Annotated in this window: 10 protein-coding genes; 1 reads left to right on the top strand and 9 read right to left on the bottom strand. The window is 71.5% G+C overall.

Annotated elements, in window-relative coordinates:
- Positions 1-57: 57 nt before the first annotated feature.
- A complete protein-coding gene (locus GA0070213_RS00550) occupies positions 58-2814 on the top strand; it encodes a beta-L-arabinofuranosidase domain-containing protein (RefSeq protein ID WP_091055439.1) in 2757 nt (918 codons plus the stop codon).
- A 256-nt stretch (positions 2815-3070) separates the two neighbouring features.
- Here GA0070213_RS00550 and GA0070213_RS00545 read toward each other — a convergent pair whose 3' ends face one another.
- The 9 genes from GA0070213_RS00545 to araB all read right to left on the bottom strand — a co-directional run bounded on the left by GA0070213_RS00545 (position 3071) and on the right by araB (position 15326).
- A complete protein-coding gene (locus GA0070213_RS00545; protein ID WP_175441158.1) occupies positions 3071-4060 on the bottom strand; it encodes a LacI family DNA-binding transcriptional regulator in 990 nt (329 codons plus the stop codon).
- A gap of 309 nt (positions 4061-4369) precedes the next feature.
- Entirely contained in the window at positions 4370-6451 is a 2082-nt protein-coding gene (locus GA0070213_RS00540) for an RICIN domain-containing protein (protein ID WP_245716190.1), read from the bottom strand.
- Positions 6452-6684: 233 nt separating this feature from the next.
- Positions 6685-8187 carry an L-arabinose isomerase gene (gene araA, locus GA0070213_RS00535; RefSeq protein ID WP_091055433.1) on the bottom strand — a complete coding sequence of 501 codons (1503 nt, stop codon included), beginning with the start codon at positions 8185-8187 and terminating at the stop codon, positions 6685-6687.
- Between the two features lie 26 nt (positions 8188-8213).
- Positions 8214-9206 (bottom strand): galactofuranose ABC transporter, permease protein YjfF, encoded by a 993-nt coding sequence (yjfF, locus tag GA0070213_RS00530; protein ID WP_091055431.1) that lies wholly within the window; start codon positions 9204-9206, stop codon positions 8214-8216.
- Positions 9203-10273 (bottom strand): ABC transporter permease, encoded by a 1071-nt coding sequence (locus GA0070213_RS00525; RefSeq protein ID WP_091055428.1) that lies wholly within the window; start codon positions 10271-10273, stop codon positions 9203-9205. The genes yjfF and GA0070213_RS00525 overlap by 4 nt, the downstream gene beginning before the upstream one ends.
- Positions 10270-11811: a sugar ABC transporter ATP-binding protein gene (locus GA0070213_RS00520; protein WP_091055425.1), complete on the bottom strand. Its 1542-nt coding sequence runs from the start codon at positions 11809-11811 to the stop codon at positions 10270-10272. The genes GA0070213_RS00525 and GA0070213_RS00520 overlap by 4 nt, the downstream gene beginning before the upstream one ends.
- A 72-nt stretch (positions 11812-11883) precedes the next feature.
- Positions 11884-12882: an ABC transporter substrate-binding protein gene (locus GA0070213_RS00515; RefSeq protein ID WP_091055422.1), complete on the bottom strand. Its 999-nt coding sequence runs from the start codon at positions 12880-12882 to the stop codon at positions 11884-11886.
- 93 nt (positions 12883-12975) lie between these two features.
- Complete coding sequence (locus GA0070213_RS00510) at positions 12976-13647, bottom strand: L-ribulose-5-phosphate 4-epimerase (protein WP_091055419.1); 672 nt, start codon at positions 13645-13647, stop codon at positions 12976-12978.
- Positions 13644-15326, bottom strand: coding sequence for a ribulokinase (gene araB / locus GA0070213_RS00505; protein WP_091055417.1), 1683 nt, complete (start codon positions 15324-15326; stop codon positions 13644-13646). Before araB ends, GA0070213_RS00510 begins: the two co-directional genes overlap by 4 nt.
- Positions 15327-15528 lie beyond the last annotated feature (202 nt).

Genomic DNA, 15528 nt, shown 5'->3' with positions numbered 1-15528 from the left:
CGGACCACGATCCGCCCGGCCCGCGCGCCACCCGCACCCCACCACGAAAGGCCCCTCATGCCCGCTCCCCTGATGAACCGCCGGGCGCTCCTGCGCGCCACCGGCGCGACCGCGGTCGCGACCGCGGCCGGCGCCACCGTCGGCTCCCTCGCCGGTGGCGGCGCGGCAGGTGCCGCGCTGGCGCCGGCCCGCCCCGACATCGGAGTCTCCGCCTACGCGTTCGACAGCGGTCAGGCGCGGCTGACCGCCGGCCGCTGGCTGGACAACCAGAACCGCACGCTGTCCTACCTGCGCTTCGTCGACGTCGGCCGGCTGCTCTACAACTTCCGCGCCAACCACCGACTCTCCACCGCCGGTGCCGCCTCGAACGGCGGCTGGGACGCGCCGAACTTCCCGTTCCGCACCCACATGCAGGGCCACTTCCTGACCGCCTGGGCGCAGGCCTGGGCGGTGGCCGGCGACACCACCTGCCGGGACAAGGCGGTCACCATGGTGGCCGAGCTGGCGAAGTGCCAGGCCAACAACGGCGCGGCCGGCTTCAACGCCGGCTACCTGTCCGGCTTTCCCGAGTCCGACTTCACCGCGCTCGAGGCCCGCACGCTGAGCAACGGCAACGTGCCCTACTACTGCGTACACAAGACGCTCGCCGGCCTGCTCGACGTGTGGCGCCTGATCGGCAGCACCCAGGCCCGCGACGTGCTGCTGGCGCTCGCCGGCTGGGTCGACTGGCGCACCGGCCGGCTCAGCTCGGCCCAGATGCAGGCCATGCTGGGCACCGAGTTCGGCGGCATGAACGCGGTGCTGACGGACATCTACCAGCAGACCGGCGACGCCCGCTGGCTGAGCACCGCCCAGCGCTTCGACCACGCCGCCGTGTTCAACCCGCTCGCGTCCAACTCCGACCAGCTCAACGGGCTGCACGCCAACACGCAGGTGCCCAAGTGGATCGGCGCGGCCCGGGAGTACAAGGCCACCGGGACCACCCGCTACCGCGACATCGCCGCGAACGCCTGGAACATCACGGTCGGCGCGCACACGTACGCCATCGGCGGCAACAGCCAGGCCGAGCACTTCCGCGCCCCGAACGCCATCGCCGGCTACCTGCGCAACGACACCTGCGAGGCGTGCAACACCTACAACATGCTCAAGCTGACCCGGGAGCTGTGGCAGCTCGACCCGGACCGGGTCGCCTACGTCGACTTCTACGAGCGCGCGCTGCTCAACCACATGATCGGCCAGCAGAACCCGGCCGACGCCCACGGCCACGTCACCTACTTCACCCCGCTCAACCCGGGCGGGCGGCGCGGCGTCGGCCCGGCGTGGGGCGGTGGCACCTGGAGCACCGACTACAACTCGTTCTGGTGCTGCCAGGGCACCGGGTTGGAGACCAACACCACGCTGGCCGACGCGATCTACTTCCACAACGGCACCACGCTGACCGTGAATCTGTTCGTGCCGTCGGTGCTCACCTGGAGCCAGCGCGGCATCACGGTCACCCAGACCACCTCGTACCCCGTAGAGGACACCACGACGCTGACCGTCACCGGCGCGGTCGGCGGCTCGTGGACGATGCGGATCCGGATCCCGTCGTGGACCACCGGCGCGACGATCAGCGTCAACGGCACGGCACAGGGCATCGCCACCACCCCGGGCAGCTACGCGGTGCTGACCCGGGCCTGGGTCTCCGGGGACGTGGTCACGGTCCGGCTGCCGATGCGCGTGACCACCGTCGCCGCGAACGACGACGCGGCGGTCCAGGCGATCATGTACGGACCGGTGGTGCTCTCCGGCAACTACGGCAACACCACGTTGAGCGCCCTGCCCACGCTGGAGGCCGGATCGATCACGCGCACCGGCAGCGGCTCGCTGGCGTTCACCGCCCGGGCCAACGGCGCGACAGTGAACCTCGGGCCCTTCTACGACGCGCACGGGTTCAACTACACCGTCTACTGGCGGGCCGGCACGGGTGGTGGCGGTGGCGGCGAGGCGAGCTTCCGCCTGGCCAACGCGGCCAGCGGCCTCGTGCTCGGGATCCAGAACATGTCCACCACCGACGGGGGCCTCGCCCTCCAGTGGGGCGACACCGGCACCGCGGACCACGACTGGCAGCTCGTGGTCGACGGGTCGTCGCTGAAGCTCCGCAACGTCAACAGCGGCAGGGTGCTCGGGGTGGAGAACATGTCCACCGCCGACAACGCCCGGATCCTCCAGTGGGCCGACAACGGCACCGCCGACCACCTCTGGACCGTGGTCGACGTCGGCGACGGCACCCACAAGCTGCGCAACGCCAACAGCGGCAAGCTGCTCGGCATCTCCGGGGGCTCGACCGGCCAGGGCGCGCAGGCCGTGCAGGACGCGGACAACGGCAGCCTCGACAACCAGTGGCGGTTCCTGCCGAACGGTGCCCGCCGGCTGCAGAACCTCGGCAGCGGGCTGGTGCTCGGCGTGCAGGACATGTCCGCCTCCGACGGTGGGCTCGTCATCCAGTGGGGCGACACCGGCACCGCCGACCACCTGTGGACCGCGCTCGTGGACACCGGCGGCTACCTGCGGCTGCGCGTCTCGCACAGCGGCAAGGTGCTCGGCGTCGAGGGCGGCTCCACCGCCGCCGGCGCCCGGATCGTGCAGTGGGCCGACAACGGCGCCGCCGACCACCGGTGGCGGCTGCGTCACGGCGGGAACGGGTACTTCCGGATCCAGTGCGCCAACGGCGGCCGGGTGCTGGGCCTCAGCGGCGGTTCCGGCAGCCAGGGCGCGCAGGCCGTCCTCGACGACGACTCCGGCGCCGCGCACCAGCGCTGGCGGTTCGTCTGAGGTCTCGGGTACGCGGGTCGGTCGGTCGCGGCCGGCGCGCGTACCCCTGGTGACGCCGCCGTCGTCGGGCCGGGCGACCCGGCGGCGGCGGCTCCGCCCGGAGACCTCGACGTGCGGGCGGGCGCGGCGGAGAAGGACCTGCTTGTCAGCCTGATGACTCTCCGTCACTTTTATGACCGAGAGGTATGCCGCCGACAAGCGATACCTGGCCCGGCGACATCACGCTCCGTGCAGCACAGCAGCCGCCGGCGGCGGGTCAGCGCTGCGGGGGCGGGCCGACGCTGCGCCGGGGCACCAGCGTCGGCGCGATGGTCTGTCGCAGCGGCCCGACGTCGGCGGACTCGATCTGGGCCAGCAGCATGCCGAGACTCGCCCGGGCCACCGCCCCGAAGTCGGGGCGGACGGTGGTCAGCGGCGGGATGAAGTAGGCCGCCTCCGGCACGTCGTCGAACCCGACCACGCTGATGTCGTCGGGCACCCGCCGGCCGTGCTCGTGCAGCGCGCGCAGCACACCCAGCGCCAGGTGGTCGTTGGCGGTGAAGACGGCGGTGACCTCCGGCATCCGGGCCAGCATCTGCCCGCACCGGTAACCCGCCGCGGCGGACCAGTCGGCCGGGACCAGCGGCGGGATCTCGGCGCCGGCGAGCCGCAGGGCCTCGCGCCAGCCCTCGATCCGGCCGGCGCTGTCGAACCAGTCGGACGGGCCGGACACGTGCCAGACCGTCCGGTGCCCGGCGTCGAGCAGGTGCTGGGTGGCGGCCCGGGCGCCGGCGACCTGGTCGACCGTCACCAGCGGGATCGGCCGGCGCGGGTCGCCGTCGACGGTCACCAGCGGCACGTCGTGGGGCAGCCGTTCGAGCGCCGCGCCGGCCGACTCGACCGGCGCGATCACCACGATGCCGGCCACCCGGTGCGCCAGGTGCCGTTCCACCGCCGCCGAGATGGACCGGTGGTCGAGGTCGCTGACGCTGCCGACGCTGACCGCGAAGCCGGCCTCGGCCGCGGTCTGCTCCAGCGCGGCCAGCAGGGAGGCCGGACCGTAGAGGGTGGTGTTCTGCGCGACCACGCCGATCACCTGGGACCGGCCGGTGACCAGCGCGCGGGCCGCGCGGTTGGGCCGGTAGCCGAGTTCGGTGATGGCCGCCTGCACCCGCAACCGGGTCTGCTCGCGCACGTTGGGGTGCCCGTTGAGGACCCGGGAGACCGTCTGGTGGGAGACACCGGCGAGGCGAGCCACATCAGTCATCGCAGGACCGCGCACGGCCACCTCACTTTCGCACATGCCCGCGTGGCCGAACCATGTCGACGTCGACCGGACCGGCCGGGGTGGCGACAGTCTACGCCAGTTGTTCCACCGGTCACGGCACGGTCGATCGACGAATCGATTCGTCGCGCCGGATTGTCGGGGAATGGCCGGCAGCGCCCATTCCCTTTTCCTCCCCGGCGGCGCGAAGTGGCAGCTCCGGCCGCCCGGGGCGGAGCATTTCCGACGGTTGTCGGACCCCGCCCCGGGCAATTCTCGTCGCGCGTCAAGGACCGGAAATGGTGACCCGCGTCACGGCGTTGTCACGGAGAACTGGCGCGCCGTCACCGCACCGCCCAGCGATTGGGTGGCGTAGTTGAAGATGCCGAACCGGTATCCCATGAAGAACTGCCACGCGTTGTTGAGCGTCAGCGCGTTGCCCAGCGGGACGAAGGTGACCCCGTCGGTGCTGTAGGAGAAGCGCGCCTGCCGGCCCGAGCCGGGCCGGATGTCGGCGTTGACCCGCAACCAGATCCGCCCGCCGGAGACCGCCGCGCCGGCGACCTCGCTGCCGGTGGAGGTGGTGTTCCAGGCGCCGCTGGCCATGGTCAGCCCGTTGGTCATGACCACCCGGGTGGCGCCGTTGTCCCGCCGCACGCCGATCCACGCCGAACTGTCGCGCAGCATGGCGAGCCCGGACCGGTCCCCGTCGCGCATGGCCGAGTAGTCCAACTCGACGGTCGCGGTGGAGGTCGGACCCTGGATCCGGTGGGTCAACGTGTTGCGGGCCTGGTAGAGGTCGTTGGTCACGGACGCGGTCTGCAGGCGCAGACCGTTGTTCACCGACCACCGGCTGTTGTCCGGGTTGTGGTTCCACTCGTACTGCACGCCGAGCGTGGTGCCGGCGAACGTGTCGGTGCCGGTGAGCGGCTTCACCGGGTGCAGCGGCAGTGGGTTGGGGTAGCTCGCGCCCCACGCCCCGTTGACGGTCTGCACCTGCGGCCAGCCGTCGGCGGTCCAGGTGATCGGCGCCAGCGTCGGCATCCGCCCGCCCGGGTACGCGTCGGTGAAGGCCATGTAGTACCAGGAGCCGTTCTGGGTCTGCACCAACCCGCCCTGGTGCGGCACGCCGCCGCCGGAGATCGGACCGGGCAGGTTGAGCAGCACCTGACGCTGCTCGTACGGGCCGAACGGGCCGTTGGTGGACTTGAGCACGTACTGGCCGTTGGCCGGCCGGGTCAGCCAGATGTAGTAGGCGCCGTTGCGCTTGTAGAAGCGCGCCCCCTCGAGCGTGCCGATGCTCGACGGCGTCTGGTAGACCTGCTGGGACCGCACCTGGCTGCGCCCGTCCGCGGACAGCTGCGCCACGTTGATCGTGCCGTTGCCGTACGCGACGTACATGGTGTCGTTGTCGTCGATCAGCATGCCGGCGTCGTAGTAGCAGTTGGGGATCGTGGTGAGCTTGCTCCACGTGCTGTCGACCGCCGAGGCGGTGTAGATGTGCGTCTGGGCGAAGTCGATGCACCCGGCCCAGTAGTAGGTCTTGTTGCTCGGCCGGTAGTTCAACGTCGAGGCCCAGATGCCGTCCACGTACGCCTGGCTGCCCGGGGGCAGGTCGTACTTGGTGCCGAAGTCCAGCCGGGGCACCGAGTGCCCGGCGAACTCCCAGTTCACCAGGTCCCAGGAGCGCAGCACCGGGGCCCCGGGCGAGTAGTGCATGGTCGAGGCGGACATGTAGTAGACGTCGCCGACCCGGATGATGTCGACGTCGGCGAAGTCCTGCCAGATCGCCGGGTTGGTGAAGGTGCCGCTCGGCGGCGGGGTGGTCGGCGGGGGGTCGGTCGGGGTGCCGCCGCCGTCGACGCGGACCAGCTGCCACTGCTGGTTGGTGCCGTTCCAGTCGTCGTACTGCACGATGTTGCCGCCGTCCGCGGTCGAGGCGTTCTGCACCTCCACCGCCTTGTTCGAGTTGCGGTTGACCAGCCGGACGTAGCCGCCGTCCGAGTCCGCCAGCCGGAACTGCTGGTTGGTGCCGCCGTGGTCGCTCCACTGCACCACTGCCGCGCCGTTGGCGGTGGACGCGCCGGTCACGTCCAGCACCTTGCCGGAGTGCCGCGACCGCACCCGGTAGTAGCCGCCGCCGGAGTCCACGAACTGCCACTGCTGCCAGGCCCCGTTGTTGCGCGTCCACTGGGTGATCCGCGCCCCGTCGTTCGTGGCCTGGTTGTAGAGGTCCAGCGCCTTGCCGCTGTTGCGGTTGACCAGCACGTACCACGCGCTGGTGTCCACCGTCGCCGCCGAGGCCGGCGCCGGGACGAGCCCCACCAGCACACCGCCGACCACCATCGCCACCAACCCCGCCAGGAGCCGGGACAGCCGAGCTGTCACCACCATGACCCTCCTCATGTGATCGTTAACAGTCGTCCCTGCCCGAGGGGAATCGGAGCCTGGTGGCAGCCACGACGGCGGTCCGGCCCGGAACGGCCCGCGGAAGCTGCCGGCAATCCGACACATCGACTGTGAGCGATAACAAGAGGTTCGTCAAGGCGTAACGTCGCGGACACGAGCGGGTGGCGTGCCCCCGGCGCGAGCCCGGGGTACGCCACCCGTGACGAGCGTCCGCGCGGTCAGAACCCGCGCGCGAGCCGGTGGTACGCCTGGTTCCAGCGCAGTTCGTCGGCGAACCGGTGCGGCACGGTGTCGCCGTCGATGACCGCCAGCTCGGTACGCGTCATCGCGGCCAGGTCACGCAGCTCCTCCAGGCCCACCGCCTGGGAGAGCACGGTGTGGTGCGGAGCGCCCGCGGTGATCCACGCCTCCGCCGACCCGGGCAGGTCGGGGCGGGGCCGCCAGACCGCCCGGGCCACCGGCAGCCGGCGCAACGGCTGCGGCGGCGGCACCACGTCGACCACGTTGGCCACCAGCCGGAACCGCTCCCCCAGGTCCGACATGCCGAGCACCACGGCCGGGCCGGCCGCCGCGTCGAAGACCAGCCGGACCGGATCCTCCCGCCCGCCGATGCCCAACGGGTGCACCTCCGCGGTCGGCACGTCGGCGGCGATGCTCGGGCACACCTCCAGCATGTGCGCGCCGAGGACCAGCTCGTGACCGAACGTCAGGTCGTAGGTGTAGTCCTCCATGAAGGACGTGCCGCCCGCGACGCCGACCGCCATCGCCTTCAGCGTGCGCACCAGCACCGAGGTCTTCCAGTCCCCCTCGCCGCCGAACCCGTACCCGTCGGCCATCAGCCGCTGCACGGCGATGCCGGGGAGCTGGCGCAGCCCGCCGAGGTCCTCGAAGTTGGTGGTGAACGCGCGGAACCCGCCGTCGTCCAGGAACGCCCGCAGCCCCAGCTCCTGGCGCGCGGCGTAGCGCAGCGACTCGTGCCGGTCGCCGCCGGCACGCAGCGCGGCGTCCAGCCGGTAGGTGTCGTCGTACTCCTTCACCAGGTCGTCGACCTGCGCCTCGGCGACCTGGTCGACCACCGCGACCAGGTCGTTGACGCCGTAGGTGTTGACCGAGACGCCGAAGCGCAGCTCCGCCTCGACCTTGTCCCCCTCGGTGACCGCGACGTCGCGCATGTTGTCGCCGAAGCGGGCCAGGCGCAGCGTCCGCACCGACGACCAGCCGATCGCCGCACGGGCCCAGGCCGCCACCCGGGAGACCACCCGCGGGTCGGTGACGTGCCCGGCGACGGTCTTGCGGGCCACCCCCAGGCGGGTCTGGATGTAGCCGAACTCGCGGTCGCCGTGCGCGGCCTGGTTCAGGTTCATGAAGTCCATGTCGATGGTGTCCCACGGCAGCGCCACGTTCGCCTGGGTGTGCAGGTGCAGCAACGGCGTCTGCAGCGCGTCCAGCCCGGCGATCCACATCTTGGCCGGCGAGAACGTGTGCATCCAGGCGATCACCCCGACCGCGCCCTGCACTGCCGCGTCCCGGCAGATCGCCAGGATGTCCGTGCTGGAGGTCAGGACCGGCTTCCAGACCACCCGGACCGGAATGTCCGACGACTCGTCCAGCCGGGCGGCGATCTGCCGGGACTGGTCGGCGACCTGCCGCAGGGTGTCCTCGCCGTAGAGGCCCTGGCTACCGGTGAGGAACCAGACCTCGGGCTGGGGATGAGGTGCCATGTTGTTGCCTTCCGCGCTAGTTGCCGTCACTTGAACCGGATGCCGATGAGGCGCTGGAGGAGGATGAACGCGAAGAGCAGCCCGCCGATCACGATCTTGGTCCACCAGGAGTTGAGGCTGCCGTCGAAGGTGATCAGCGTCTGGATCACGCCCAGCACCAGCACCCCGAGCACGGTGCCGAAGACGTAGCCCGACCCGCCGGTGAGCACCGTGCCGCCGATGACGACCGCGGCGATCACGTCCAGTTCCATCCCGACGGCGATCAGCGGCGCGCCGGAGAGCGTGTAGAACGACAGCAGGATGCCGCCGATCGCCGAACACAGGCCGCTGATCGTGTAGACGGCGATCCGGGTCCGCGCCACCGGCAGGCCCATCAGCAGCGCCGACTGCGCGTTGCCGCCGACCGCGTAGACGTTGCGGCCGAACCGGGTGTACGCCAGCACGTACGCGGCGACCAGGACCACCGCGAACGCGATCAGCACGCTGATCGACACGAAGTTCCCCGCCGGGTCACCGATGCGCTCCTGGGACATGCCGGTCCAGAAACCGTCGGTGATGGAGATCGAGGAGTCGCTGATGAACGTGCACATGCCACGGGCGAAGAACATGCCGGCGAGCGTGACGATGAACGGCTGGATCTCGAAAAAGTGGATCGCGCAGCCCATCAGGAACCCGAGCGTCGGACCGATGAGCAGCGCGACAACGAGCACCAGCGCGGCGGGCAGGCCGGCGCGGAGCAGGGCGGCCGACACCATCGCGGTCATCGCGACCACCGAGCCGACGGACAGGTCGATGCCACCGGTGAGGATCACGAACGTCATGCCGACCGCGACCACCAGCAGGAAGCCGTTGTCGATGAAGACGTTGAAGACGACCTGGACGTTGGAGAACGCCCGGTACTGCGACACGCCGATGCCGTACATGACCAGCAGCAGCGCGAGCGTCGCCAGGACCGGGACGTGCCGCCGGGGCAGGCTGGGCCGCCAGGACCGGACGGCGGACAACGACGTGCTGCTCATGCCGGGACCTGCTCCTTCTCCCGCTGCGGCGCCGCCGGACCGGGCTCGACGCCGCGTCGGCGGCGACGGAACCGGGCCCGGAACGCCGGGGCCTGCACCAGGCAGACGGCGATCACGACGACGGCCTTGAACAGCAAGGACGTCTGCGGCGAGATGTTCATGGCGTACACCGTGGTGGTCAGGGTCTGGATGATCAGCGCGCCCAGGACCGTGCCGCTGAGCGAGAACCGGCCGCCGGCCAGCGACGTCCCGCCGATCACCACCGCGAGGATCGCGTCCAGCTCGATCCACAGCCCGGCCGCGTTGCCGTCGGCGCTCGACACGTTCGCGGTGACCATGAAGCCGGCCAGCGCGGCGCAGGCGGCGCTGACCACGTAGACGAGGAAGACGACGCGACGCGACCGGATGCCGGCCAGCCGGCTGGCCTCGGCGTTGCCGCCGACCGACTCGACGATCAGCCCGAGCGCGGTGCGCCTGGTGAACGCGGCCACCAGCAGCGCGGCGGCCAGCGCGATGAGGATGGCCAGCGGCAGCGTCAGGAAGCTGCCCAGCCCGATCGCCCGGTACGGCCCGGAGTTGATCGTGATGATCTGCCCCTCCGTGACCAGCTGGGCGATGCCCCGGCCGGCCACCATGAGGATCAGCGTGGCGATGATGGGCTGGATGCCGATGACGGCGACCAGCACCCCGTTCCACGCGCCGAGCACGAGCGCGGCCCCGAAGGCCAGGGCCAACGCGGTCGCCACCGTGGCCGGGCTGTTCTGGTCGGCCGCGCCGCTGATGTGCAGGCACGCGATCGCGCCGCTGATGGCGCAGAGCGAGCCGACGGACAGGTCGATGCCGCCGGTGGCGATGACCAGGGTCATGCCGAGCGCGACGAGGATCAGCGGCGCGCTCAACCGGAGGATGTCGACCGGCGTGCCGTACAGGTGACCGTTCTTGACCTCGACGGCGAGGAAGCCGGGCCGGTAGACGGTGTTCGCGGCGATCATCACCACGAGCACCAGGGCCGGCCAGAACAGCCGGTGCCCGGTCAGCGGACGGAGGCGGTCGGCGACGGTGTTCATCGGGTCACCTCCTCCCGGGGAGTTCCGCTGGCGATGGTGCGCATGACGCGGTCGGCGTCGAGCGTGTCGTCGTTGGTGAGCTGGGCGACCATCTCGCGGTCGCGCATGACCGCGACCCGGTGGCTCAGGCGCAGCACCTCCTCCAGCTCGGCGGAGATGAACAGCACCGCCATGCCGCCGTCGGAGAGCTGCACCACCAGCTTCTGGATCTCGGCCTTGGCGCCGACGTCGATGCCGCGGGTGGGCTCGTCGAGGATGAGCAGGCGCGGCTCGGTGATGAGCCAGCGCGCCAGCAGCACCTTCTGCTGGTTGCCGCCGGAGAGGTTGCGCACCGGCAGTTCCGGGTTCGCCGGTCGGATGCTGAGCGCCTCGACGTACTTCTGCACCAGCTCGTCCTGCCGTCGGCGTGGGATCGGCCGCAGCCAGCCGCGCGCGGCCTGCATCGCCAGGATCATGTTCTCCCGCACCGACAGCTCCGGCACGATGCCCTCCGCGCGGCGGTTCTCCGAGCAGAAGCCGATGCCCTGGTCGATGGCGTGGATCGGGGTACGCAGCGGCGAGCGCGCGCCGTCGGTGCGGACCTGACCGTGGTCGGCGCGGTCGGCGCCGAAGATCAGCCGGGCCACCTCGGTACGGCCGGAGCCGAGCAGGCCGGCCAGGCCGACCACCTCACCGGCGTGGATGCGCAGGCTGAACGGGGCGACCGCACCCCGGCGGCCCACCTCCTCGGCGTCGACCAACGGGGCCTGCCCGTCGAGCGCGACGGTGGCCCGCTTCTGCTGCTCGTCCAGCCGTTCCAGGACGTCCAGCTCCTGGCCGATCATCTTCTCCACGAGGCTGAACTGCGGCAGCTCCCCGGTGCGGTACTCCCCCACCAGCGCGCCGTTGCGCAGCACCGTGATCCGGTCGGCGATGCCGTAGACCTGGTCGAGGAAGTGGGTGACGAACAGGATCGCGATCCCCTCGTCGCGCAGTTGCCGCATGATGCGGAACAGCTGGGCCACCTCGCCGGCGTCCAGGCTGGACGTCGGCTCGTCCAGGATGAGCACCCGGGCCCGCACGTCGATCGCCCGGGCGATGGCGACCATCTGCTGCACGGCCAGCGAAAACGTGCCGAGCTGCGCGCTCACGTCGAGGTCGAGGTCGAGGCGGGCCAGCAGGTCGCGGGCCCGCCGGCGCATCTCGCCCCAGCGCACCGCGCCCAGGCGGCGCGGCTCCCGGCCGATGAAGATGTTCTCCGCCACCGACAGGTTGGTGCAGAGGTTGACCTCCTGGTAGACGGTGCTCACGCCGGCCGCGGCGGCCTGCATCGGCCCGGTGAAGGACACCTGCTCGCCGTCGAGCGTGACGGTGCCGGCGTCGGTGCCGTAGACGCCGGTCAACACCTTGATCAGGGTCGACTTGCCGGCGCCGTTCTCGCCCATCAGGGCGTGGACCTCGCCCGGGAACAGCCGGAAGTCGACGTCGTGCAGCGCGCGGACCCCGGGGAAGGTCTTGCTGATTCCGGTCATGGTCAGGACCGGACGGTCACCCGTCATCCCATCGGACCTCTTCTTGAGCGGTGGTGGCACGGGGGCCGCCGTCGGCGCGACGGCGACCCCCGGTGTGGGTCAGTACTTGCGGTTGGGCAGTGCCTCCTTGGCCGTCTCCTGCGTGAAGGTGGTCTCCTCGGTCTCGATCCGGGCCGGCACCTCCTCGCCGGCCTTGACCTTCTTCGCCAGGTCCATCAGCTGCGGGCCGAGCAGCGGGCTGCACTCCGCGATGAAGTTGAACTTGCCGTCCGCGAGCGCCTGCATGCCGTCCTTCACCGCGTCGACGGTGATGATGGTGATGTCCTTGCCGGGCACCTTGCCGGCCGCGGTGATCGCCTCGAGCGCGCCCAGCCCCATGTCGTCGTTGTGCGCGAAGAGCACGTCGATCTTCGGGTTGGCCTTCAGGAACTGCTCCATCACCTGCTTGCCGCCGGCCCGGGTGAAGTCACCGGACTGCGACGCGATGATCTTCAGGTTCGGGTTGGCCGCGATCGCCTCGCCGAAGCCCGCCTTGCGGTCGTTCGCCGGGGCCGAGCCGGTCGTGCCCTGCAGCTCGACGATGTTGACCGGGCCGGTGGCCGCCTTCTTCTGCTCCACCAGCCACTCGCCGGCGAGCCGGCCCTCCTTCTTGAAGTCGGAGCCGAGGAACGTCTTGTAGAGCGACTTGTCGGCCGAGTCGACCGCGCGGTCGGTCAGGATCACCGGGATCTTGGCGTCCTTGGCCTCCTTGAGCACGGTGTCCCAGCCGGACTCCACCACCGGCGAGAAGGCGATCACGTCGACCTTCTGCTGGATGAAGTTCCGGATCGCCTTGATCTGGTTCTCCTGCTTCTGCTGCGCGTCGTCGAACTTCAGCTCGACGCCGGCCTCGCCCGCCGCCTCCTTGATCGAGGTGGTGTTGGCGGTACGCCAGCCGCTCTCCGCGCCGACCTGGGAGAAGCCCAGGACGAGCTTGTCGTTGCCGCCGCCGCCGGAATCGCCGCCGGTGTCGCTGTTGCCGCAGGCGGCCATGCCGGCGGCGAGCAGCACGCCGGCCAGGGCCGCGACGACCGTCCGTGCCGTACTCCTGGTTCTCATCGAATCTCCTCGGGGTGGGGTGATCCGGGCGCGCGACCGGCGGGGCCGGGGCGACCGGTTGTGGTGGTGGGGATGAGGTGGTGCGGGTCGGTGTCAGCCGCTCGACGGGCGTTGGCCGTACACGTTCTGGTAGCGGTCGTGCAGCGCGTCGACGTCGGCCGGCGCGATCGGCAGCGGTTGCCCGAGCGCGCGGGCCAGGTGCGCGGTGCGCGCGACGTCCTCGCACATCACCGCGGCCTTGACCGCCGCGCGGGCGTCCCTGCCGATGGTGAACACGCCGTGGTTGCGCATGAGCACCGCCGGCGAGCGGTGCCCGGACAGCGTGCTGACGATGCCCTTGCCGATGTCGTCGCCGCCGATCAGCGCGAACGGCCCGATCGGGATCTCCCCGCCGAACTCGTCGGCCTGGGCGGTCAGCCAGCACGGGATCGCCTCGCCCCGGGCCGCCCAGGCCGTGGCGTAGCCGCTGTGCGTGTGCACGACGCCGCCGACCTCGGGCATCGCGCGGTAGACGTAGGCGTGCGCGGCGGTGTCGCTGGACGGCGAGCCGCCGCCGTCGACCACCACGCCGTTCAGGTCGCAGACCACCATGGTGTCGGCGGTCAGGTCGTCGTAGTCCACCCCGCTCGGCTTGATCACCATGAGGTCCTGCCCCGGGACGCGCGCCGAGACGTTGCCGGACGTCCAGGCCACCAGGTCGTAGCGGGTCAGTTCGCGGTGCAGGCGGGCGACGGTCTCGCGGAGCACGGCGATCTCGGTGTTCATCCGACCACCTCCAGGGTCGAGGCGGTCCGCTCGGCGGCGGCGTCGACCGCCGCGTTCCGGATCGCCCGCAGGCGCAGCATGACGTCGTTCGCGCCGCGGCCGAAGTGGTCGTGCAGCGCCCGGTACTCGGCGTAGAGCGCGTCGTACGCCCGCACGTTCTCCGGGATCGGCCGGTAGACGCCCTCGTCCACCCGCCCCATGGCCGCCGACGCCTCGTGCACCGTCGGGTAGGCCCCGGCGGCGACGGCCGCGTGGATGGCCGAGCCGAGCGCCGGGCCCTGCGCCGAGCCGATGATGCCCAGCGGTCGGTCGGTGACGTCGGCGTAGATCTGCATCAGCAGCCGGTTCGAGGTGAGCCCGCCGGCCACCACCAGGTCGTCGACCGGCACGCCCGCCTCGGCGAACGCCTCGACGATCATGCGGGTGCCGTACGCGGTGGCCTCCAGCAGCGCGCGGTAGACGTCCGGCGGCCGGGTGGCGAGCGTCAGCCCGACGACGAGCCCGCTGAGGTCGTGGTTGACCAGCAGGGAGCGGTTGCCGTTCCACCAGTCCAGCGCCACCAGCCCGTGCGCGCCGACCGGCTGGGCGGCGGCCAGCTCGGTGAGCCGTTCGTGCGAGTCGAGGCCGGCCGGCGCGCCGTGCCGCACGAACCAGCCGAAGATGTCGCCGACGCCGCTCTGCCCGGCCTCGTAGCCCCAGGCGCCCGGGCTGATGCCGCCGTCGACCACGCCGCACATGCCGGGCACCTCGGCGGGGTGCGTGCCGTTGAGCACGTGGCAGGTCGAGGTGCCCATGATCGCCACCAGCCGCCCCGGGCGCAGCGCCTGGGCCGCGGCGGCGGTGACGTGCGCGTCGACGTTGCCGACCGCGACCGCGATGCCCTCGGGCAGGCCGGTCCAGGCCGCGGCGCGGGCGCCGAGCACACCGGCGCGGGCACCCAACGGCAGCAGCGGGCCGTCCAGCTTGGCCACGAAGTCGGTGAAGCCGGGGTCCAGCGCGGCCAGGTAGTCGGCCGACGGGTACCGGCCGTCCTGGCGGATGCCCTTGTAGCCGGCGGTGCAGGCGTTGCGGGTCTCGGCGCCGCAGAGCTCCCAGACGATCCAGTCGGCGGCCTCGACGAAGCGCTCGGCCCGCCGGTAGACCTCCGGGTCCTCGGCCAGCATCTGCAGCCCCTTGGCGAACTGCCACTCGGCGGAGATCTTGCCGCCGTAGCGGCCGATCCAGGGCTCACCGCGCTCGTGCGCGAGCGCGTTGATCCGGTCGGCCTGCGGCTGCGCGGCGTGGTGCTTCCACAGCTTGACCCAGGCGTGCGGCCGGCGACGCAGCTCGGGCAGCTCGCACAGCGGGGTGCCGTCGGCGAGCGTGGGCAGCACGGTGCAGGCGGTGAAGTCGGTGCCGATCCCGATCACCGCGGTCGGGTCCACCCCGGCCGCGGCCAGCGCGGCGGGCACCGCCTCGCGCAGCACGTCGCGGTAGTCGTCGGGGTCCTGCAACGCCCAGTCCGGGGGCAGCGACGGGCCGCCGTCGGGCAGGACCGTCTCGATCACCCCGTGCCGGTACTCGTGCACCGCGGTGCCGACCTCGGCACCGTCGCGGACCCGCACCACGAGCGCCCGCCCGGACAACGTGCCGAAATCGACCCCGACCACGTAGCGGTCGGGTCCCTCCACCTCGCTCATCTGCACCTCTCCCGTGTCACGGAGTTAGTGTTAGCGCTCACATATACATCCGTCAAGACACCTGAGCGCAACGGCTGCGTAACGAGGACCCGCGCATTCCGAGGACCGTCGGCGCCCGCGTCCGGACCGGCCCGGCGGCATCCCGCCGGAGGTCGTCCGGCGGTGCCGACATCGCGGCGCAGCGGGCCGGGACGCCTCGGTG

Origin of the sequence: Micromonospora humi (assembly GCF_900090105.1) — a bacterium.
GTDB lineage: Bacteria > Actinomycetota > Actinomycetes > Mycobacteriales > Micromonosporaceae > Micromonospora > Micromonospora humi.
This window is presented reverse-complemented; position numbering and strand designations above follow the sequence as displayed.